Genomic DNA, 20,605 nt, shown 5'->3' on the forward strand with positions numbered 1-20,605 from the left:
TCAGCCCTCCATCTCGGTCGTGGTGGCCCACGCCCGCTCGATCAGTTCGCCGGTGCCGGCGGGGTTTCCTCGTACGAAGTAGTGGCCGCCGCACGCCAGCCGCTGGAAGCGCACGTCCTCGGCGAGCAGCTCCCAGGAGCGGTGGGCCTCGGCGGCGTGGGTGAGGCCCTGGTCGTCGTCGGCGACGACGACCGTGAACGGCGCTTCGATGCGCCGCCCGGACGGCTGCTCGGTCCGCCCGATGAAGTAGCGGTAGCCGCCGCACACGTCGTGGCGGAACGAGTCGCCGAGGAAGGAGAGGTAGCGGTGGTCGAGGCCGTCCAGTTCGCTGTAGCCGGTCTCCTCGACCATGTACGTGATGATCTCCTCGTCGCTCCAGCCGTCGATCATGGCGATGGACTCGCGCATGTCGGAGGCGGGCGGCAGCAGCTTGGACCCGATGAAGACGTGCCGGAGGTCGAAGCCGCGCTCCTCCAGGACGCGGGCCAGTTCGACGGTCACGGCGGCGCCGCCGCAGTGGCCCCAGAGGATCAGCGGCAGGTCGGCGCGCTGCTCGATCTCGTCGACGATCCGCACCACGGTTTCGGCGACGTCGGTGAACTCGCCCCGGCGCTCGGGGCTGTGGCCCGGCTGTTCGACGCCGTACACGACGAGGTCGGGGGTGAGCTTCTCGATCGCCTCGGCGAGCGGTTTGAAGTTCACCGGGTGGCCGCAGGGGTACGGGACGCAGATCACCGCTCCGAGGGCGGCCTCCCCCGGGGTGCTGGTCAGCCGCTGGAGCAGCTCGCCGTCCTCCTGGCCGGCGCCCTCCTCGCGCGCGGAGCGCTCGTCCACCAGGGCGGCCAGTTCACCGAGGCGTGAGATGCGGGTGAGGTCGGAGAGGGTGACCAGTCCGTCGAGTTCCAGCACGACGCGGAGCGCCGACAGGGAGTTGCCGCCGAGGGCGAAGAAGTCGCCGTCGCGGGCGATGGCGGAGGGCGGGGTGCCGAGGACGTTCGCCCAGGCCTCCCGGATGCGGGTGACCGTGGCCTCGGACGCGCTGCCGGCGGTGGCGGCGGCCGGGGCCGCCGCCGGGGTGGAGGACCCGGGCGTGCGGCCCAGCAGGACCAGGTCCTCGTCCGCGAGCAGGGCGTGGGCGTCGTGCGGCGCGTCGGGCTCCGCGGCCATCAGCTCCAGCACCCGTACGAAGTAGCCGCCGATGCGGTCGATCTGCGCCTCGTCGTACAGGTGGGTGTGGAAGTGCAGGCAGAGCTGGAGCTCGTCGTCGAAGAAGTGCTGGGAGAACTCGGTGCGGAACGGGAACTCCGTCTCGGAGTCGACCCGCATGTCCAGCATGGAGAACTCCGGCAGCTTCTTCAGGTTCTGGAGCAGGTAGAAGTGGGTGAAGTTGAACGTGGTGCTGAACAGGACGCGCTGGGTGGCGAGGTCCTGCTTCATCCGGGCCATCGGGTAGCGCCGGTGCGGCAGCAGGTCGGCCTCGGCGCGGTACACGCGGCGGATCAGGTCGGCCCAGGTCCCGCCGGCCAGGTCGATCTGGAAGGGCACGGTGTTGAGGTGCAGGCCGAGGGTGGTCTCCGCGCCCGGCAGCTCGGGCCGGCCGCTGTGCTCGTAGCCGGTCATCACGGTGTCCTGGCCGGACACCAGGGCGAGGACCTTCATGTGGGCGGCGAGCAGCACGTCCTTGAAGGGCACCGACAGGGCGTCGGCGGTGGCCTCGATGCGCTGGGTGAGCCCGCTCGGCAGGGGCACGTCCCGCAGGACGACGCGGAAGTCGTCGGTGGGCTCGGCACCGGGCCGGGGCGGCACGTCTGCGGGGTGCGGGTCCTGCAGCACCTTCAGCCAGAAGTCCCGGGACTTAGGGGAGCGCAGTGCCTCGGTCTCCAGGCCGACGAAGTTGCGCAGGTGGTTGTCGACGGGCGGGTGGGAGGTGTCGCGGCCTTCGCGCAGCTGGTGGTAGAGCTCGAACAGCTGGGTGTGCAGCAGTGAGATGGACCAGCCGTCGAGCGCCGAGTTGTGCTGGCTGACGGTGTAGCGGAACAGGTCGTCGCCGAGCACCTGGACGTGCAGGGTGACCAGCCCGCCCTCCTCCCACACGAAGCGGCGGGCCTTCTCGGCGGCCAGCCACTCCTGGTGCCAGGCCTCCTGCCCGGCGGTGTCGAGGTGGCGCAGGTCGGCGACGGTCAGCGGCGGGTCGACCTCCCGGTGCACGATCTGGAGGAACTCGCTGTAGCCGGTGAGGTGGTAGGTGGTGCGCAGGATCGCGTGGCGCGCGGTGAGGAGGCGTACGGCCTCGGTGAAGGCCTCGGTGTCGAAGGTGCCGGTGATCGAGTAGCTCAGCACGTCGTGGTACTGGCCGAGGCCGCCGGTGATCTCGGTCTGGAAGATCAGACCGGCCTGGAGCATGGAGAGCGGGTAGGCGTCCTCGGCGTCCTCCGGGAGCAGGGCTCGGTCGGCGTCGCCGATCAGCTCGAAGGGCCGGAACGCGCCGCGGGCCGCGACGTCCGCCTCGGCCGTCGCGGACTCGTCCGCGTCCTCGATGCAGTGGGCGAGCCGGGCGATGGTCTGGTGCTTGAAGAGCTGCTGGAAGGTGAACTCCAGGCCCAGCTCGCGGGCCTTGGCGAGGACCGACACGAAGTGGATCGAGTTCCCGCCGAGGGCGAAGAAGTTGTCGTTGACGCCGATCCGGTCGCGTCCGAGGACCTCGCGCCAGATCTCGGCGAGGGTCTTCTCATGCTCGGTGCGCGGGGCGACGTGGCCGGCGGGCTTCGGGCGCAGCGCGTCGGGGCTGCGCAGGGCCGCGCGGTCCAGCTTGCCGTTGGGGGTGAGCGGCAGTTCGTCGAGGGCGAGGATGCGGCCGGGCACCATGTAGGCGGGCAGCGCCTCGCGCAGGTGGTCCTTGAGCGCGCTCTCGGCCGGTGCTTCCCCGGCCGGGACGACGAAGCCCCGCAGGGAGGCGGTCAGTCCGTCGTCCACGGCGACCACCGCGGCGTCCCGGACGTCCGGGTGGGCCCGCAGCCGTTCCTCGATCTCGCCCGGTTCGACGCGGAAGCCGCGGACCTTGACCTGGAGGTCGACGCGCCCGAGGTAGTCGAGGGTGCCGTCGGGCAGCCACCGGGCGCGGTCGCCGGTGCGGTAGAGGCGCTCCTCGCCGACCGCGGCGCCGCCGGTGAACCTCTCGGCGGTCAGCTCCGGTCGGTCGAGGTAGCCGCGGGCCAGGCCGACGCCGGCCACGTGGAGTTCACCGGGCACGCCCACGGGGCAGGGGCGGCCCTGGTCGTCGAGGACGTGCATCCGGATGTTGTCGATCGGCCGGCCGATGGGCAGCCGGGCGCGGCGGCCCGCCCGGTCGAGGGCGGTGACGGGCTGGTGGGTGACGTCGACGGTCGCCTCGGTGGGACCGTAGAGGTTGATCAGGCGGGCCTCGGGGAGCAGTTCGGCGAAGTGCGCGGCCTGGGCGGGGGTGAGGGCCTCGCCGCTGGCGAAGACCTGCCGTACGGTCCGGGCCCGGGTGGCGTCGCCGAACCGGTCGAGGTGGCCGAGGAACATGCTGAGCATCGACGGCACGAAGTGCAGGGTCGTCACGGAGTGCCGGTCGAGCGCGGCGAGCAGCTCGGCCGGGTCCTTCTCGGCGCCGGGCGCGGGCAGGGCGAGGGCGGCGCCGGCGAGGGGCCACCAGAACAGCTCCCAGACGGAGACGTCGAAGGAGACGGAGGTCTTCTGCAGGATGACGTCGCCGGCCGCGAGGGGGTAGGCGTTCTGCATCCAGGCGAGCCGGTTGACGGCGCTGCGGTGCTCCACCTGCACGCCCTTGGGGCGGCCGGTCGAGCCGGAGGTGTAGATGACGTACGCGACGTCGCCGGCGCCGCCCGCGGGGCCGGCCGGGCCGTCGGCGTCGGCGTACGCGGCGGCGTCCTCGAGGTCGAGCGCCGGGGTGTCGCCGAGCAGTGCGGCGAACCGGGCCTGGGTGAGCGCGAGGCGCGCCCCGCTGTCGGCGAGGAGGAAGTCGATGCGGGCCTGCGGGTAGGAGGGGTCGACGGGCAGGTAGGCGCCGCCCGCCTTCAGTACGGCGAGCAGGCCCGTCATCATCTCGGGCGAGCGCTCCGCGACCAGGGCGACGACGGTGCCGGGGCCGACGCCGCGTCCGCGCAGGGTGTGCGCGAGCCGGTCGGAGCGGGCGTCGAGTTCGCCGTACGTCACGGTGCCGGCGTCGGTGAGGAGCGCGGGGGCGTCGGGGGTGCGGGCGGCCTGCGCGGTGAACAGGCCGTGCAGGGTGGCGTCGCGGTCGAAGGGCCGCTCGGTGGCGTTGCTCGCCGCGATGATCGTCGCGTCTTCGTCCGTCCACAGCGGCAGGTCGGTGACCTGCCGGTCGGGTTCCGAGGTGGCGAGGTCCAGCAGCAGGGCGTAGTGGCCGGCGATGCGGTGGACGGAGTCCTCGCCGAGGCGGTCGGTGTCGTACGTGACGGTGACGACGAGTCCGTCGTCCTCGCGGGAGACGGTGAAGCGGGTGGTGGCGGGGGTGGCGTACCCGGCGTCGTGGAAGCCGGTCAGCTCGATGGCGGTGTCGAAGGCGTCGGCGCGGCCCAGTTCGGCGGCGAGGGCGGCGACGTCGCAGTCCTGGTGGCGCTCGGCCTCCTTGACGGCGGCGGCGACCCGGGCGAGGAGTTCGCGCAGGGTGCCGGTGGGGGCGGTGCGCAGCAGGAGCGGTCCGCCGGCGTGGCCGGGGGCGGCGCCGCGGGAGGGCTGGGCGACGACGACGTCCTCCTGGCCGGTGCAGCGGCCGACGAGGGCGATCAGGGCGGCGGTCAGGACGATGTGCAGTTGCTCCGGCCGGTCGCGGCTGACGCGGTCGAGGCGGGCGGTCAGTTCGGGTCCGAGGCGTACCGCGTGGGTGGCGGTGGGCACCAGCTCCCGGTCCGCCGGCGGGCGGAAGTCGGACAGGAAGCCGGAGGTCTCCGTGAGCGCGGCCAGCTGGGATCGCCAGTGGGCGGCCTGCGTGGAGGGTGCTGCCTCAGGGTGGTGCGACGGCATAGGGATCTCCTGGATCGAGCTGCGGGTGAGTGCGTGACGGGCTGTGCGTGTGCGTGGTGCCGTGTGCAGTCAGAGATCGAAGTCGAGGTCGAAGCCGGAGGGGGCGGGCAGGAGTGCGCCCAGTGAAGTGGTCGGCTCGGTGATCACCGTGTCGAGCACCGAGGTGAAGGTGTCGCGCCAGGTCTCGACCGTGTCGCGGCGCAGCAGACCGGCCGCGTACTGCCAGGCGACGTCCATGCCGCCGGGGGTCTCGTGGATCTGCATGTTGAGGTCGAACACGGCCTGTCCGGTCTGTTCCAGGCGCAGCGGTACGCGGGTGCCCTGGAAGTCGACGGAGAGGTAGCGGGCGCTGTGCAGCGCGAGGAGCGCGTCGAACAGCGGGGTGCGGCTGTAGTCGCGTCCGGGGGCCGTCCGGGCCACGAGCTCCTCGAACGGGAAGTCCTGGTGAGCGGCGGCCTCCTGGGCGGCCTCGCCGGTACGCCGCAGGAAGGCGTCGTACGGCAGGGCGGGGTCGGCGTCGAGGCGCAGGACGACGGTGTTGGCGAACATGCCCACGGTGTGGTGCAGTCCGGGGACGGTGCGGCCGGACACGGGGGTGCCGATCGTGATGTCGGCCGTGCCCTTGAGCCCGGCCAGCAGCAGGGCGTACGCCGACGCCAGCACGGCGAACGGTGTGACGTCGTGCGCGCGTGCCACGGCGCGGATCCGGTCGGTCCGTTCGCGGCCGAGGCCGAAGGCGAGGACGTCGCCGTCGAGTTCGCGCAGCGGCGGGCGGGGCCGGTCGGTGGGGAGGTCCGCTGGGTCGACCGGTTTGGCGAACACCTCCTCCCAGTGGAGGGCCTGCGCCTCGCGGGCCGCGGTGGCGTCGCGTCCCCGGAGCCACACCGCGTAGTCCCGGTAACTGCGGGCGGGCGGGGTGGGTTCGCCGCCCGCGTACAGCAGCGCCAGGTCCTCCATGAGCGGGGTCAGGGAGAAGCCGTCCACGATGATGTGGTGCAGGTCCATCCGCAGCCGGACGCCCTCGCCGGCCCGGTGCACCTCGGCGCGCCACAGCGGTGCCCGCGCCAGGTCGAAGGGGCGGACGAACGCGCCGGGCGGGGTGGCGTCGCGCGGGTCGTCGACGACCCGTACCGAGGGTTCGGCGTGGTCCTCGACGCACTGACGGACTTCGCCCGCCTCGACGGTGAAGCGGGTGCGCAGCGCCTCGTGGTACTCCGGGAGCCGCCGCAGGGCGTCCGCGAGGCGCGCCGGGTCGGTGCCGGCGGGCAGGTCGAGGGTGACGGGCACGTTGTAGTGCACCGCCCGCTCGTCCTTGATCTGCTCCAGGTAGACCTGTCGCTGCTGCGGGGTCACCGGGTAGGTGTCGGCGTCGGGCGCGGCCGGGATGCGTGCCGTGGCGGTGGCGGTGGAGTCCCGCAGCAGGGCGGCGAGACGGGCGGGCGTACCGCTGCGCAGGACCGCGCCCGCCGGGCAGTGGCGGCCCAGCCGTTCCTGGGCGCCGGCGGCGATCAGGGTGGCGGTGAGCGAGTCGGCGCCCAGGTCGCGCAGGTCGTGGCCGGTGCCGATGCCGGTCAGGCCGAGTGCCGCCTCGGCCAGTTCGACGAGCGTGCGCTCGATGTTGTCGGCGGGCGCGGTGTACGGGGTCGCGGCGAGCAGGGGTGAGCCGTCGGGGTCGGGAAGCCGGCCCCGGTCCACCTTGCCGGTGTGGGTGAGCGGCAGCCGCTCCAGGGGCACCAGGTGGGTCGGGACCATGTGGCCGGGCAGGGTGCGGGCGAGGTGGTCGCGCAGTTCCTCCGGCCCGGGCGGCCGGGGGCCGGCGTAGTAGCCGCACAGCCGCAGGTCGCCGCGGCCCGGCATGGGCCGTGCCGTCACGACGGCCTCGGCGACCCGGGGGTGGCCGAGCATGGCCTTCTCGACCTCGGCGGGTTCGATGCGGAACCCGCGGATCTTGACTTGGTGGTCGCGGCGCCCGAGGAAGTCGATGACTCCGTCGGGCCGCAGACGCGCCAGGTCACCGCTCCGGTACATCCGGCCGCCGGGGACGAAGGGGTCCTCGGTGAACCGCTCGGCGGTGAGGTCTGGCCGGCCCAGGTAGCCGAGCGTGACGCCCGCCCCGCCCAGGCACAGTTCACCCGGCACGCCGACGGGGCACAGGCGTCCCGCCTCGTCGAGGACGTACGCGGTGGAGTTGGCGATCGGCCGGCCGATGGGAATGCGGCGGCCGTCCAGGTCGTCGCGGGTGACGCGATGGGTGAGGGAGAACGTGGTGTTCTCCGTCGGCCCGTACCCATTCACCACGGTCAGTTCCGGGCACGCGTCGAGGACTTTCGCCACGTGCGGGGAGGAAAGCGCGTCACCGCCGACGACGAGTTCCCTAAGCGGGCGGAATGCTTTCGCGTCCTGCTCCACCAACTGGTTGAAGAGCGGAGAGGTCAGCCACATGGTGGTGATCCGCCGCGTGCTCAGTTCCCGGCCTAATTCCCGGGCGTTGAGAATGACGTCACGGTCGGCCATGTGGAGACTTCCGCCATTCAGCAGTGGTCCCCATATCTCGAAGGTGCTCGCGTCGAAGGCGACCGAACCGGTGGGCAGCATTCTGGTGTCCGGCCCGAACGGTACGTATTCCGTTCCTTTGACCAGCCGGACCACGTTGCGGTGCGTGACCTGGACGCCCTTCGGCGTGCCCGTGGTGCCGGAGGTGTAGCAGATGTACGCCAGGTCTCCGGCGGACGCGGGGTCGGCCGGTGGCCCTGCCCCGGAGTCCTGGAGCCCGGTGGTGGCGGCCGGGAGGGGCGCGGCGGCGTCCTCGTGGTCCCGGACGTCCACGGTCAGGACCGTGCCGTCGAAGGGCGGGGCCGCCGGGAGGCCGGTGCCGGTGACCAGCACCCGCACCGAGGAGTCGGCCAGCAGCCAGCCGGTGCGCTCGGCCGGGTGGTCGGGCTCCAGCGCGACATAGGCCGCTCCGGCGCGGAGGATGCCCAGCGCCGCGACGACCAGTTCCGGGCCGTGCGCCGCGCGGAGTCCCACCCGGTCGCCGGTGCGCACCCCGTAGGTGCGCAGCGCGGCCGCCAGGTCCGCCGACCGCCGGTCGAGTTCGTGGTAGTCCATCCGACCGTTGGCCCAGGTGACGGCGGTGGCCTCCGGGGTGCGCCGGGCCTGCTCGGCGAAGAGCCCGTGGACCGTGGCCGTGTCCGGCCAGTCGACGGCCGTGTCGTTGAGGGTGCCGAGGATCAGCGCCGGCTCGCCCTCCGCGAGGAGGTCCGCCTCGCCGACGGTGTCGTCGGGCCGGCGGGCGAGGAACTCCCGTACGCGCAGCAGGTGCTCGGCGAAACGTTCCATCGTGGCCGGTTCGAACAGGGAGGAGCGGTACGCCAGGCGGGCCTTGTCCCCGTCACGGATCAGGAGCAGCTCGCACCCCTCGCCGGGCGCCGTCGCGGCTCCCGTCCCCGTCGCCTCCGTCGGGGCGCCGGGGGCCGTGTGGTCCGCGTACCGCACGGGTGTGCCGGCCGAGGGCCCGGCGGGCTGCGGCGCGGCGCACCCGGCCAGCAGTGCGTCGACCGGTCCGGCCGAGTCCACGGTCAGCGCCAGGGCTCCGCGGTCGGTGTCGACGAGGAGCAGGCGGCGGCCTGTGTACCGGTGCAGCACCACGGCGTACGCGGCGAGGAGGAGGGCGCCCTCCTCCTCGCCGGGGTTGTGGCGCGGCAGGGGCGGCAGGTCGACGGTGAGGGTGCGGAAGGGCGCCGTGCCGCTGTCGAGGGCGCGCGGGTGGTCGGTGACGAGCAGGACGGGTTCGCCGGCGTCAGGAGCCGGAAAGGACGGTGTCGTTCTGGGTCTGCTGGTCATCGGCCGCGGTCACCCCCAATCGGAACGGGGTACGGCGGAAGAGGACGAGCGTGAGGATGCCGGGCGCGGCTGCGAGCGCGGCGACGGCGATGATCAGCCCGTGGTAGTGGCTGTCGGTGAGCAGGAAGCCGCCCAGCGCGGAACCGGCGGGCAGGGCGCCCGCCATCACCGTGCGCATCAGCGTCATGGCGCGGCCCCGCATCTCGTTGGGCACCCGGGTCATTCGCACCACACCGCCGAGGACGGTCATCGGCGCCGACAGGATGCCGTTGAGCGCCAGCCCGAGCAGGATCCAGGGCAGCGCGGTCGGGATGAGGAAGAACAGGACGGCGCCGGAGAGCAGTTGGAAGACTCCGATGCGGAGCATCTGCTTCTCGGAGGTCTGTACGGCGCCGGAGACCAGCGAGCCGATGAGTTCGCCCGCCGCCATCACGGCCAGCATGAGGCCGAGGACCCCGGGCCCGCTGCCGAACTCGAACTTCGCCAGCCACGGCAGCGCGACCACCAGGGCGCCGGCGGAGACATTGAAGGCGCCGAACGAGAGCGTCAGCACCATCAGGAAACGGTCGCGGACGATGAGCCGGAAGACGGGCGCCCAGCCGGGCCGCTGCGGTGCGTCACCATTGGTCTCCGCCGGCTCGGGGCGGCCCATCGGGGCCTTGATCCGGCTGATCAGGAAGGCGAAGAGCAGGTAGGTCGCGGCGTCCAGGATCAGGACGTTGGGGGCGCCGAAGAGGGTGATCAGACCCGCGCCGATGGCCGGCCCGAGGACGTTGGCGGCGCCCATGGCGGTGGCTTCCAGGCCGGAGGCCGCCTGGAGCTTGTCGGCGGGCACCAGTTCGGGCAGCACGGCGGGTGTGCCGGCCAGCGGAATGATCTTGAGGAAGCCGTACACCAGCGCAACGACGTACAGGTGCCAGACATGAAGGGAGTCCGCGAAGGCGAGGAGTGGGATCAGCGCGACGACCATGCCCCGGAACACCGAGTCGTAGATGAAGAGCTTGCGCCGGGAGAACCGGTCGAGAAGCGGGCCGACGACGGCCCCTCCGGCGATCACCGGGAGTGTGAGGCAGACTCCCAGGATTCCCAGCCCGGCGGCGCCGGACTCCTCCACCGTGATCCAGGCGAGGGCTGCGTAAGTGGCGCCGTCGCCGAGCAGGTTGAGCACCAGAGCCGACCAGAGCAACCGGTAGTCACCGATGCGCAGGATGGCCAGATATGCTTTCACGTTCCACACCGTTCAGTAGGCCGAGATGGGCAAGCTAAGCGGGCGGGTGGCATGAAATGCGCCAACACCGCCGCGGGTGTGCAAATGGGAGAAACGCCAGGGCGTGATGTGTCGACATGCCCGCGGGCATGCGTCGACGGTCCCCGCGTTCTTACGTATGACCTGTCAGGCGCGCTCGTTTCCGGCTCTCGAGTCCGGAATCCCCCGTGCGAGTGTCCTCAAAAAGTGCCCCCACCCCCGTATTGCGGCTGCCGGAGCAGCCCGCGATATCCGCCGAATGTTCTAACAGTTCGCGTGAAACGCGTCAACGACGGAGAGCCAGAAGGAATGGCCTGTTCTGCAGCTTGAGTTCGGACGGTGGGCGACGTCGCCGAAGAGCGGGCCGGACGCGGCCTCGCTCCCTCTCCACCGTCGGCCGGCCTCCGCGGCGGGCGGCCCGGACGGGTTCCTGGACCGGCGTGACGGCCGGATGCACGCCGCTGATCACGGCGAATGGCGGCGGCGGGAGGGTCCACCCCTTCGCCGCGGGGCGCGTACGCCCGGCGTGTGGGGTCCGGGAGGCGATCCGGGAAGCCGACCGGACGGCTCGCGGGAGGGGCGCGGTGGGCGGTCCGTCCGGCTGGCTGATCGGGTTCCTGACGGATACACGTGCTTTTCAGTCAAGATGACGACACAATTTGCTCGCCTTGCGGCCAGTGAACCGGCGGTTTTCCCGCAGTACTCCCCGCAGGGCGGCCGGCCGACGGCCCGCCGTCACAGCCCGCGCAGCGCCTGCGCAGCGCCCTGGCGGGCGCCGGACCGAGCCGTCGCCCAAGGGTGCGCAGCGCCTCTGAGGGTGCGCAGCGCCTCGACCCGTCCTCCCTGCCTGCGGTGTCCGGTGAGTTGGTCAAGGCGCGCGGGAGCCTTCACCGCATGACCGACTGGGGCGGGCGCCGGGATTCGGCCGGGATCGTGTGCTCCGCAGGCGACGGTGGGCCATCAGGCAGTCGCAGATCCACTCGACCGCCTATGTCTGACCTGCACAAAGCAGGCAGGGAGCCGTCTTCAAGGAGTCCAAAGTGCTGCGTACTCTGTTCAAGTCCAAGATCTGGCAAGCCGGGACACCTCCGCGCTCGGTGTCCGTACAAAGTCAGGTCGGCGATGACCACATGTGCGTTGGCGTGCAGCAGCGTGGTGGCGGTGGCGCGGCCGATGATCTGCATGACCTTGGCCTCGCGCATGTAGCGCTCGACGGGGAGGCCGGGTGTAGCCCGCGCCGCTCAAGGCCTGGAGGGCGTCGGTGGTGACCCCCATCGCCGCATCGGTGGCGACGAGTTCGGCGCTGACGGCCGTACGGCAGTCCGGGGTCCTTGCGCCGGGCCGCCGCCAGGAGGGCGGCCCCGGCGTTGTCCACGGCGGCCTCCATGTCAGCCGGCGGGAACGCGACGCTCTGGTGATCGGTGATCATGTCCGAAGGTCTCCCGCTGTTTCGCGTACGCCAGGGCGTTGCTGAGGGCGCCTGGGCCGGCGCCAGGCCGACGGCGACGGCCGCGATGCCGGGCGGGGCCGCGTCCAGCCCAGCGAGGGCGATCGGCAGGTCCTGCCCCTCCGCACCGCGACGTCGGCCCTCGGGGACCCGTACGCCGTCGAACTGCACGGTCGCCATGGTCGATCCGGTCAGCCCCATCTTGCGCTCGGGCCGGTCGGCCGACAGCCCAGCCGATTCGGCGGCGACGGGGCGCGTCAGCTCGGCCTGAGGATGACCGCCTGGCCACCCGCGCTGGTCATCGCCATGTTCAGGGTCGTCGAGGAGGTGACGGTGCGGGTACTGACCACCGTGGGCGTGGCGTGCGGGGTGGTTCCCGCCGTTCCGTCCGCGTAGACGGTGGCGGTGTAGCCGACGCCGCTGTCGAGGAAGTCCAGCGAGACCGACAGGGTGCGGGCGGTCTCGTTGGTCATCGCCCCGAGGAACCAGGTGGTGCCGCTGCGGCGGGCGACCGCGATGTACTCGCCGACCGACCCGGTGAGGGCCGTGCTCTCGTCCCAGGTGGTGGGCACCGCGTCGAACCACGACAGTCCGGGCCAGTTGGCGGTGGTGGCGTACGACGACGGTGTGGAGTACCAGTAGAGGAAGTTGAGCGGCTGGTAGTACACCGCTGCCATCGCCATCTGGTGGTTGTTGGTCGTCTGGTCGCGGGACTGCCCGTAACAGATGGTGTAGTCCATGGGGCCGCCGACGTTGCGGGCGAAGGGCAGCGTCACGTTGTGGGTGGCGGTGGGGAAGTTCTCGTTGCCCCGGACACCCTCCAGACTGATCCAGTTGGGGTAGGTGCGCTCGTAGCCGAAGGGCCGCACGTCGTCGTGCATGTCGATCAGCAGGTTGTACTTGGCGGCGGTCTTCGCCCAGGCGATGATCTGGTTGGTCATGGTCTGGGTACCGTCGTTGATGAAGCCGAGCTTGACGCCGGCCACGCCCCAGCTCTTGTAGAGGGCGAACAGGGTGTCTGGGTCGGTCAGGGCCAGTCGGTTGACGTAGAGGAAGACGCCGATGCCGTTCGTCGTGGCGTGGTTGATCACCATGGGCAGGTCGATGTCCGGGATCGCCGCGGTCGCGTCGGTGGTGGTGAACTCCGGGCCGTACCATCCCGCGTCGTACTCGATGTGGTCCAGGCTGCGGGCGACGGCGAAGTCCACTCCGGCGATTCCGGCAGCCGTGGTCAGGTTGCAGCGGAACACCTTGCCCGGCCGGATCCACGTCGTGTCCGCCAGGGCGCCCGCCGGGGCCAGGTTGAGCACCAGTTCGGCGTTGTCGACGAGGTCGGTGTCGGAGGATCCGAGGACGAGGACCCGCCAGGGCGTGGCGAACGGCGTGGTGACGGTCGAGGTGTTCTGTACCGGGCCGCTGCCGCGGGCGGTCTTCTTCATCAGGTACGTCTTGAGGGTGTTGCTCTGTCCGGAGACCGATGTGAGCATCCCCCGCGGGTAGTTGACGCGGGAGGATTCACAAATGCAGGCGCGTAGACCGCTGTTCAGGGTGACCAGCAGCGGCATGTCTGTCAGGGGGCCGACGTCCGTGCCGGAGGTGCCGGTGGAGGGGATCGCGTCCGGCGCGACGGGGGTGTACACGCTCTCGTCCCGGGCGCTGTGGACCAGGGTGCCGCCGGGGAACACGAAGCTGGTCAGCTCGTCCGAGATGGTGGCCGTGCCCGTGCCGAGCAGCGTGTAGCGCAGCGCGACTCCGGTGTCGTAGGCGCGTATCTGGATGCCGAAGGCGACGCCGCTGGTGCTGTCCTGAAGATTCCATCGCATCTCCTGGTAGTGGTCGCGGATCGTCGCGTTGCGCCCGTACACCGGAGTCCAAGTGCTGTCCTGGGTCCAGTGCTGATAGGTGGTCATCACGGTGTTCGCGGCGCCCAGGGTGGTGCCGTCGCTCATCACGAGTCCGAGCACCGAGGTGTCGACGACCGTCGTGCCGGCGCGTTTGACCGACCAGGTGAGGACACCGCCGATCAACGACGCCGTGATCCTGTTACTGCCGTCCGGTGACGTGGCGGTCATGACGGCGTCCGCGGCGTGGGCCTCTCCCGCGTCGGCGAGGCCCAGTACGGCGGCCCCCGCCGTGACCGCCGCTGTCTTGAGGACCCCGCGCCGGGTCAGCGCTCCCGGGCGTGTGGCTCCAGGCGGGCCGGGCTGCTCCTGACGTCCTGACGCTCCCATGGTCAGTTCCCCTCTCTGTTGAGTCGCATGAAAGGACATCGACACGAACCGCGCGTGGGCGTCCCGCACGGGCTTGGCCCGTCCGGGACGCCCACGCTGTCGGTCACTGCTGGGTCAGGGTGACTTCGTCGCAGTAGCCGTCTCCGCTTCCGGAGACGAGGTGGCAGTAGATACGGGCGGAGGTCACGCCCGCGCCCGTGGTCAACGTCGTCGACTGCTTCGAGTACGTGCTCGACGTGGTCGACGCGCTGGCGACGGCGCTGCCGTTGTAGAGCTTGGCCTCCAGCGCTGTCGTGGTGCCGGCGGTCTGGCTCGCGAGGGAGCCGGTCAGCCGGTAGGTGGTGTTCGGCGTGAGGCCGGTGACGATCTGGAACAGGGAGGCCGAGCTCAGGGACGCGTTCGTCAGCCCGGCCGCGTTGCCGTTGGCCGCCGTGCCCGTGAGCGAGAAGTCACCGTTGCGCCAGGGCACGGTGTGGCCGGACTCGAAGTTGCCGTTGATCGCGTAGTTCCTGACGGGGGTGACGGCCATGTCGTCGCAGTAGCCGTTCCCTGTACCCGAACTCTTGTAGCAGTACAGCCGTACGGTGTTGTTCGTCGCCCCGGTGGTGAAGTCGGCGGAGACGAACGTCCACGCTGTGCCGCTGGAGCTCGCCACCGTTTCCAGACCGCCGGTGTTCTTGACGCCGACGTTCATGACCTCGCCGGCGACGGCCGACTTCACCCAGCCCGAGACGCGGTACGTCGTCCGGGGCGCGACCGGGACGGACTGTTCGAGCGAGGCGGGCGACGGCCCGACACGTCCCGCGTAGGTGCCGGAGTGGGCGCCCGTGTTCACCACCGAGGCGGAGTTCCACGCGCTCCACCCCGCCGTCGTCCCCTTCTCGAAGCCGAGGTTCTCGTTGGCGAGGCAGGTCGAGTCGGAGGGGGTGCTGAACTGGTCGGCGCCGATGTCGGGTGCGCAGGTCGCGGGAACGGTCGAGCCCCAGTAGTCCTTGCCGCCGTTGTTCGGGACGACGACACCCGCGCCGATGGCGGGGGAGGACGCGGTGAGCTGGTAGCCCGCGACGCTGCCGATGCCCGTGCCGCCGCTGCCGGGCGAGGCGAGCTGCGGATCCGCCGTGATCTTCCCCGGGTCGGAGGGCTCACTGGCCGGGTGGTTGCCGTAGAAGAGGTTGTTGCGCCAGGCGAAGTTCGAGGCCGGCTGGCCGGACGTGTAGACGTAACCGCCGCTGCCCAGGTTGTAGATGATGTTGTTGGCGAGCGTGAGGTCGTTCCAGGCGCCGGTGACCTCGAGGACGTTGGCGGTGGATCCGGACGGGATGTAGATGGTGTTGTTGTAGAACGCGGAGTCCTGCGAGCCGTCCATGGTGATGGCGCGAAGAAGGTCGTTCTCGCTGACGTTGTAGCGGACCACCGCGTTGCTCGCGAGGTGTGATCCGCCGCCGCAGCCGCAGAAGAGGATGAACCCTCCCGCGTTGTCGTGGCTGTAGTTGTACTGGACGACGGTGCCGTCCTGCCCGTAGTCGACGTCGAAGCCCTGGCCGTCGGAGTTCCCGGTGTTCTTCTGGGTTCCGTACGCCTCGTTGTACTGGATCACGGTGCCGTCGGAGTCCCAGGCCCAGATGCCGGCGTTCGCCGCGTTGGGGGCCTTCGCCGCGTTGTAGACGACGTTGTGGTCGATGAGGGCGTTCTGCGACATCTGGACGACGATGCCGTCACCGTCGGTGTCGTGGACGGTGTTGTTCTGGACGACGACACCGCTCCAAGGAGTCCAGACAGGGTTGTTGCAGCCTATGGAAGGCCGGCAGAGCCAGGTGCTGGACATGTTGATACCGCTGCGGGAGACGTTGGCCACCGTGTTGCCGTCGATGTCGACGTCGTTGAAGGCGCTCGGGGCCGTGGTCCCGAGAACGGCGAAGAGGATTCCGGCGCTGCCGTCGACTTCCTTCGACTGGTTTCCGTTCACATCGTGGATGTTGAGGTTGCTGATCTTGTAGTGGTCTCCGGTGCCGTAGTTCTCCAGGACCACGTAGACGCCGCGCCGTGCGTTCGCGCCCTTCACTGCGCCGGTGTTGGTCACCTCCAGGTCGGAGATCTCCCAGTACTCCTGGTTGTACAGATAGATCGCGTCCGTGCCACCGCCGCCGGCGATGACCGGGAGGGCGCCGGTGCCGTAGGCGCTCATGGTGATCGATCCGCCTGCCGCGCTGCCCGAGCCCAGTGGGTGCAGCAGGCCGGTGCACGTCGTCCCCCGCTTGAACAGCAACTGGTCACCGGGGGCGAACGTCGTCGCGTTCGGGCCCGCCAGCGAGTTCCACGGCGAGGAGGAGGTTCCGGTCCCGTTGGATGCCGCCGAGCAGTCCACGTAGTAGGCCGAGCCTGCTGCGTGGGCCGGCGCGGCCGGTGTCAGGGCCACTGCGGCGCAGGCGAGCAGCATGGTGACGACCGCGCCTGCGAACAGTCGTCTTATCTCTGCGACTTGTCTCATGATGCTTCTTTCCGTACGACGTTGTCGGAAGGGGTGGAGGAGCTCGCCGTGACCTTGCGGAGCGCGGCGACGATGGCCTGCGTCGGAGCGGCCTGGTTCGACCATTCGGCGGCGACGTGTCCGTCGGCCCCGATCAGCAGCGTGTGGAGCTGTCCGTCCGTGGGCAGTTCGGTGCCCACGGAGGCGGAGTCCGCGGCGACGACGAGTGCGGGCGGGAGGGCCCAGTTCGCCGCGAAGTTCTGGAGGGCGGCGTCGGTCGTGTGGCCGTCCGAGTCGGTGACGAGGACCCGGAGGCCGGGGTACTGAAGCGCCACGCTCTTGAGCGAGGGGATCTGGCTCCGCGCTGCCGCCGCGTGGACGTCGCCCTGGTCGTCGATGGGAAGGGCCGAGACGACGGTCGGGCCGGAGACGGTGATCCGGTTCCCGTCGAGCAGGGTCACACCGGAGTCTGCCGGCGCTTCCGCTCGGCATGCGGTGGCGAGCAGGAGCGCGGCGACGAACGGGATCATCCCTGCGCGACGGGCTCTCGCGGTCGCTCTCCAGATCGCCGTCACCGGACCGGCCCTTCGAGAGGCAGGATGGGTGCTTCCAGCGTTTCGTCGCGGTCGCACACGAGGGTGTCTCCGTCCACCCGCAGGCGGGCGACCTGGATCGAGCTTCGGCGCTCGTCATGGTCGCTGTGTCGTCGGCCAGGGCTGTCGTCGGATCGCCCGGGGTGGGTGAAGTAGAAGACGAATGCGCCCAGTTCGCTGGTGACGACGTCGGCGTGGAAGCCGTACGAGCCGTCGTCGGGGCCCTGCCCGGGACGATCGAGGACGAGCCCCCGCGGTTCCCATGTCTCCAGGTCCCGTGAGTGAAGAACGCGCAGGCCATGCCACTCGTCGACGAGCATCCAGTAACTGCCGCCGAGCTCGAAGACATTGGGACCTTCGTGCTGTGAGCACTCGACCGCGGGTCCCCGGACGGTCCACCGCGTCAGGTCGTCGCTGTCCGCCGCGTAGGTGTGCGCTTCGTCGGCCTCGTCCTTGTACCACATGCGGAAACCGCCCGTGGGGAGCGGCAGGACGCAGGCGTCGATCACTCTGTCGGACGACAGCGAGAGGGTGGAGCGGTAGGTCCAGGAGAAGAGGTCGTGGCTCGTGTAGTGGCGGATCACGCGTGCGTGGCCCGCCCACTGGGTCGGAACACCGCGGATCACGCTGACGAACATGTGATATTCGGTTCCGTCGTCGATGATCTCGGGGGCCCAGTAGGTGTGCCGTCCCGGCTCGATGTCCAGCCCCTCGGCGACTCCCCGGTACAGCCAGGAGGCCCCGCCGTCCGAGGAGGACGCGATCCCGATGTCGCTCCCGTGCACCCAGCTCACGTCGTCCATCGGCGGCGCGTCGGCGCGACGGCTCGTGTAGAACATCCACCACTCGCGGGCGTGCCGGTTCCAGATGACGGTGGGATCGGTCGCGCCGTCGTGCACGGGGTCTCGGAACAGGGGTCGGGCAACGGCTGTCATCGGTTCTTCCCAGGATTGAGTACGGCGGTGTCCCAGGACACCGGTGTGCGGTGGTGATCCGGATGGCCCGGCACGCCCATGAGTCGCGGTCGGCGGTGGCCCATGGGCGGTCGGCTCGTCGAGGCCGTCAGGCGGACCGGTTCGTCAGGCGGATCATGTTCCAGGAGAGCGGCGCGAGTTCGGCGTGCAGGACCCCGTCGGTGACCGCCGTGCCCGTGGCGGCCTGCGGGGTGACACGGTCGGGCCGGTCCGCGGTGTTGACGGCCTCCGGGTCTTCGTCGGTCAGGACGAGGTGCTCCACCACGGTGTGGGCGTCGACGCCGCGCAGGTCGACCTGCAGGGGAAGGGTGTCCGTCTGGCTGCGGTTGACCGTGAAGACCGTGATGTCGCCGGTCTCGTCGTCGATCACCGCGGTGGCGTGCAGCAGCGGTACCTCACCGAAGCGCGCGGTGGTGTACGTCGGGCTGTCCACCTCGACGCGCAGCACCCGGCCGCGTCCGTACGCCGACGCCTGCGCGAAGGGGTAGAACGTGGTCTGCCGCCACGCCGCGCCACCGGGCTCGGTCATGATCGGCGCGATGACGTTGACGAGCTGCGCCAGGGAGGCCGAGGTGACCCGGTCGGCGTGCCGCAGCAGCGCGATGAGCAGCGAACCGAAGACCACCGCGTCGGTGACGGTGTAGACGTCCTCCAGAATGCGCGGCGCCTGCTGCCACTCCTCCACGGCGTGCGGGTTGGGCCGCTTCTGGTACCAGACGTTCCACTCGTCGAAGGAGAGGTTGATGCGCTTGTCCGCCTTCAGGCGGGCGCGGACGTGGTCGCAGGTGGCGACGACCGACTCGATGAAGTGCTCCATGTCAACGGCGGACGCCAGGAAGGAGTCGCGGTCGCCGTCGATCTCCTCGTAGTAGGCGTGCAGGGAGACGTAGTCCACCAGGTCGTACGTCTCCTGCAGGACCGTCGACTCCCAGGAAGCGAACGTCGGCATGGAGGAGCTGGAGCTGCCGCAGGCGACCAGTTCCAGACCGGGGTCGACCTGCCGCATCGCGCGGGCGGTCTCGGCGGCGAGGCGGCCGTACTCCTCGGGGGTCTTGTGCCCGGTCTGCCAGGGGCCGTCCATCTCGTTGCCCAGGCACCACATGCGGATGCCGTACGGCTCCTTGCCGCCGTGGGCGACGCGGCGGTCGGAGAGCTCGGTGCCGCCGGGGTGGTTCGCGTACTCAAGGAGCCGTACCGCGTCCTCCACGCCCCGCGTGCCGAGGTTGACGGCCATCATCGGCTCCATGCCGGTCCTGCCGCAGAACTCCATGAACTCACCGAGGCCGAACTCGTTGGTCTCGGTGGACTTCCAGGCCAGGTCGAGCCGGGTCGGGCGTTCCTCGCGGGGGCCGACGCTGTCCTCCCAGCGGTAGCCCGAGACGAAGTTGCCGCCGGGATAGCGGACCGTGGTGACGCCGAGCTCCCTGACCAGCTCCAGGACGTCCTGGCGCAGGCCGTCCGCGTCGGCGCAGGGGTGGCCGGGCTCGTAGATGCCGGTGTAGACGCAGCGGCCCATGTGCTCGACGAACGATCCGTACAGGCGCGGGTTGACCCTGCCGACGTCGAACGCCGAGTCGAGGGTGAAGCCGGCGGCGGGGGAGGAGGTGGGCTCGGACATGACTGCCTTTCGGACGTCACTTCGGACGTCACTTCGGACGTGACAAGGGGGAGGGCGAGAGGGGATGGGAGGGTCAGAGGGCCAGGGCGCAGACCACTGACGGGGCGGAGACCGGCGGGTGGGGCTGGGTCAGGGTTCCGTCGTGCAGGACACGCAGTACGGCGAGCGAGCCGCTGTGCTGGTTGGCGACGAGCAGATGACCGTCCACCAGAGCGAGGCCGCGGGGCCAGGTGCCGCCGGCCGGGATCTCGCCGAGCGGCTCCAGGGTGCTGCCCGCGAGTCGGAACGCGGCGACTGTATCGGCGCCGCGGTTGGTCACCCATACGAAGCGTCCGCAGGGCGAGGCGACGATTCCCCCGGGCTGGTTGACGACGTCCTCGGCTGTCGTGGCGGCTACGGAGGACAGGGCGGTCAGGGTGCCTTCGGCGGCGTCGTAGCGGTGGCAGGTGAGGGTGGAGGACAGTTCGTCCGCGCTGAACACCAGGTCACCGTCGGGGGAGAAGGCGAGGTGGCGGGGTCCGGATCCGGCGCGCATCGGGTTCACCGCGACCCGTTCCAGGGTTCCGCTGCGGGTGTCGAGCCGGTAGGTGAGGACCGCGTCCGCCCCCAGGTCGGTGGCCAGCACGAAACGGCCTCCCGGGTCGACGAGTACCTGGTGGGCGTGACTGCCCTCCTGCCGTCCGGCGACCGGTCCCGACCCGTCGTGGACCACGAGATCGGTCGGCTCCAGCAGGCGTCCGTCCGCGCCGAGTCGGTGCGCCGCGACCGTGCCCGGCGCGGTGTCGCTGCCGTAGTTCGCGGTCAGCAGCCACTCGCCGTCCGGGTGGACGGTGAGGTGGCACGGGTTCGCGCCGCCGCTGCTCATCGGGGAGCCCAGCGGGGACAGGGTGCCGTCGTCGGCGCGGGCGACGGCGCTGACGGTTCCGGCGTCGGTCTCGTTGGTGCTGTAGACGACGACCAGGGACGGGTGCGCCGCCAGGAACGAGGCCCCGCTCACGGGCAACGGCTCCACCTCGTCGTAGGAGAGGTGTCCGGTCGCGGGAGTGAGCCGCAGGGCGGCTATGCCAGGGCCGTTGCCGCCGGAGTCGGGAGTGTAGGAGCCGGTGAGGACGGTGAGGGTGTCGGTGCGCATGGGGGGTCCTGGGAGGTTCATGGGGC

The 20,605-nt window shown here is 70.9% G+C and carries 9 protein-coding genes; all 9 read right to left on the reverse strand.

Annotated elements, in window-relative coordinates; all coding sequences use genetic code 11:
* The 9 genes from ABZT06_RS02035 to ABZT06_RS02075 all read right to left on the reverse strand — a co-directional run bounded on the left by ABZT06_RS02035 (position 1) and on the right by ABZT06_RS02075 (position 20,579).
* Entirely contained in the window at positions 1 to 5,028 is a 5,028-nt protein-coding gene (locus tag ABZT06_RS02035) for an amino acid adenylation domain-containing protein (protein WP_355733393.1), read from the reverse strand.
* A 69-nt stretch (positions 5,029 to 5,097) separates the two neighbouring features.
* A complete protein-coding gene (locus tag ABZT06_RS02040) occupies positions 5,098 to 8,871 on the reverse strand; it encodes an amino acid adenylation domain-containing protein (protein WP_355733395.1) in 3,774 nt (1,257 codons plus the stop codon).
* Positions 8,828 to 10,099, reverse strand: coding sequence for an MFS transporter (locus tag ABZT06_RS02045; RefSeq protein ID WP_355733398.1), 1,272 nt, complete (start codon positions 10,097 to 10,099; stop codon positions 8,828 to 8,830). Before ABZT06_RS02045 ends, ABZT06_RS02040 begins: the two co-directional genes overlap by 44 nt.
* A 1,722-nt stretch (positions 10,100 to 11,821) precedes the next feature.
* Positions 11,822 to 13,795: a glycoside hydrolase family 97 catalytic domain-containing protein gene (locus ABZT06_RS02050; RefSeq protein WP_355733400.1), complete on the reverse strand. Its 1,974-nt coding sequence runs from the start codon at positions 13,793 to 13,795 to the stop codon at positions 11,822 to 11,824.
* A 103-nt stretch (positions 13,796 to 13,898) separates the two neighbouring features.
* On the reverse strand, positions 13,899 to 16,283 hold the full coding sequence (locus ABZT06_RS02055; protein WP_355733403.1) for a carbohydrate binding domain-containing protein: 2,385 nt from the start codon (positions 16,281 to 16,283) through the stop codon (positions 13,899 to 13,901).
* Positions 16,280 to 16,792, reverse strand: a complete 513-nt coding sequence (locus ABZT06_RS02060) for a hypothetical protein (RefSeq protein ID WP_355733406.1) — start codon at positions 16,790 to 16,792, stop codon at positions 16,280 to 16,282. Before ABZT06_RS02060 ends, ABZT06_RS02055 begins: the two co-directional genes overlap by 4 nt.
* Before the next feature lie 41 nt (positions 16,793 to 16,833).
* The gene (locus ABZT06_RS02065) at positions 16,834 to 17,790 is read right to left on the reverse strand and encodes a glycosyl hydrolase (protein ID WP_355733409.1); all 957 of its coding nucleotides are present in this window, start codon (positions 17,788 to 17,790) and stop codon (positions 16,834 to 16,836) included.
* Between the two features lie 127 nt (positions 17,791 to 17,917).
* Positions 17,918 to 19,447, reverse strand: coding sequence for an alpha-N-arabinofuranosidase (locus tag ABZT06_RS02070; protein ID WP_355733412.1), 1,530 nt, complete (start codon positions 19,445 to 19,447; stop codon positions 17,918 to 17,920).
* 73 nt (positions 19,448 to 19,520) lie between these two features.
* The gene (locus tag ABZT06_RS02075; protein WP_355733415.1) at positions 19,521 to 20,579 is read right to left on the reverse strand and encodes a lactonase family protein; all 1,059 of its coding nucleotides are present in this window, start codon (positions 20,577 to 20,579) and stop codon (positions 19,521 to 19,523) included.
* Between the last annotated feature and the right edge of the window lie 26 nt (positions 20,580 to 20,605).

The organism is Streptomyces sp. NPDC005483 (assembly GCF_040606035.1).
In the GTDB taxonomy this organism is placed as follows: domain Bacteria; phylum Actinomycetota; class Actinomycetes; order Streptomycetales; family Streptomycetaceae; genus Streptomyces.